At 68.4% G+C, this 1,482-nt stretch carries 1 protein-coding gene; it reads right to left on the bottom strand.

Going from position 1 to position 1,482, the window contains the following annotated elements; genetic code table 11:
- Window positions 1–22: 22 nt before the first annotated feature.
- On the bottom strand, window positions 23–1,243 hold the full coding sequence (locus ACFQRD_RS16635; protein ID WP_377019487.1) for an IS110 family transposase: 1,221 nt from the start codon (window positions 1,241–1,243) through the stop codon (window positions 23–25).
- Window positions 1,244–1,482 lie beyond the last annotated feature (239 nt).

Here is a 1,482-nt window from a genome sequence, read left to right as displayed (position 1 = left end):
CATGAGTTCCCTGAGTCAACCTCTAGGCCGTGAGAGCGCTGCTGTGGTCGTTTCTGTCGGTTCTGCGCCGCTCGTGGATGGTGGGGTCGTAGCACGTTCCGTCGCGCCAGCAGGCGTAGATGATCCGCAGCCAGGAGCGGGCCAGGATCCGCACGGCGTGGGGATGTCGTTTGCCTTGTTCTCGAGCGGTGTCGTAGATGTTTCTGGCCCAGGTCGAGGAGTGTCGGGAGTTGTCGGCCCAGCGGATGAGGGCTTGTCTGGCTCGCCGGTTGGTGGCGTAGCGGAACACGACTGCGCGGGACTTGCCCGAGGCGCGGGTGACGGGCACGACGCCGGCTTCGGCAGCGAGCTGGTCCGCGCTGGCGGCGTGCTCCAGCAGGGGGCCGGCCTCGCCGATGATCTGGGCGAGGTTGACGGTCCCCACCCTGGGAAGGTTCTCGATCAGGGCTGCCCAGGGGTGGGTGGCCAGAGCCGTGTCGATCTGGGCCTCGAGCTCGCAGATCACGGTCTTCAGGGCGCGGATGACGGCGATCTGGTTGCGCACCAGCACGGTGATCGTCTCGTCACTCAGTCTGGAGACGGGCGCGGGAGCGTTACGGAGCCTGCCGATCAGTACGGCAGGATCGGTGCGTCCGGAGTAGTGCTGGCGGGCCAGCCAGTCGCGCATTCTCGCCGGTGCCAGGTGCCGCGCGGAGCTGCGGGTGGGGAAGCGATCGCAGAATGCCAGGGCGATGTCGGAGTCCAGGTCAGCGAAGACCGTCCCGGCACCGGGCCAGTGTTCGGCCAGCAGCGCGGCGAGCTGGTTGGTCGCCGTCACGCGGGCGGTGACCTGATCCTCGCGGGCGCGCACCAGGGCTTGCAGCTCGAGGGTGGTCTGCTCGGTCGGGCGCAGGGTCCTCAAGCGGTGGCCGTCGGTGCGCAGGTAGTCAGCGAGCTTGAACGCGTCGCCGGGATCGTCCTTCGCGCGGGCCGCGCCCCAGCGGGGACGCACAGCGTTGAACGCATTGGGGTGGACGGCCACGACCGGGTGTCCGGCCGCCAGGAGTCGGTCCACGATCAGCCCGCGGGTGGTCTCGATCGCGACCGGCAGGTCAGCCGGCGCGGCGTGGCCGGCCAGGCGAGCGAATGTGGCGCGCAGGCCGTCCTCGTTGTGAGGGGTGGGCCAGCGATCGACGAGATGGCCGTGGTCGTCGATGACCGCAATTGCATGGGTGGTGTTGCCCCAGTCCCATCCGACATACATGCACGTACTCCAGGTCTTTCGAAGGAGCACCACTTGGTGGAGGACATCTGCCGGAAGCTCACTGCTCGGCCCTCGAGGGGGCATGTTCCTGACGCCGTTCAGATGGCCTCGGCCCGGCAGGGCTGGCAGAACTCATGCTGGCCGTCGAACGGCTCGCATCCTAGGCCATGCACCCGCCGGGACCGAGTGGTCACGACCCTACCGAACAAGGCCGCACTAAGGAGGGTCCCCCAGTGAGC

Origin of the sequence: Brachybacterium sp. GCM10030268 (genome assembly GCF_042666305.1) — a bacterium.
Taxonomy (GTDB): domain Bacteria; phylum Actinomycetota; class Actinomycetes; order Actinomycetales; family Dermabacteraceae; genus Brachybacterium.
The sequence above is the reverse complement of the archived record's forward strand: the minus strand, read 5'-3'. Positions and strand labels throughout refer to the sequence as shown.

Bases quoted from the DNA above. Each gene is read 5' to 3' on its own strand.
- ACFQRD_RS16635 (WP_377019487.1), bottom strand. From the start codon at position 1,243: ATGTATGTCGGATGGGACTGGGGCAACACCACCCATGCAATTGCGGTC.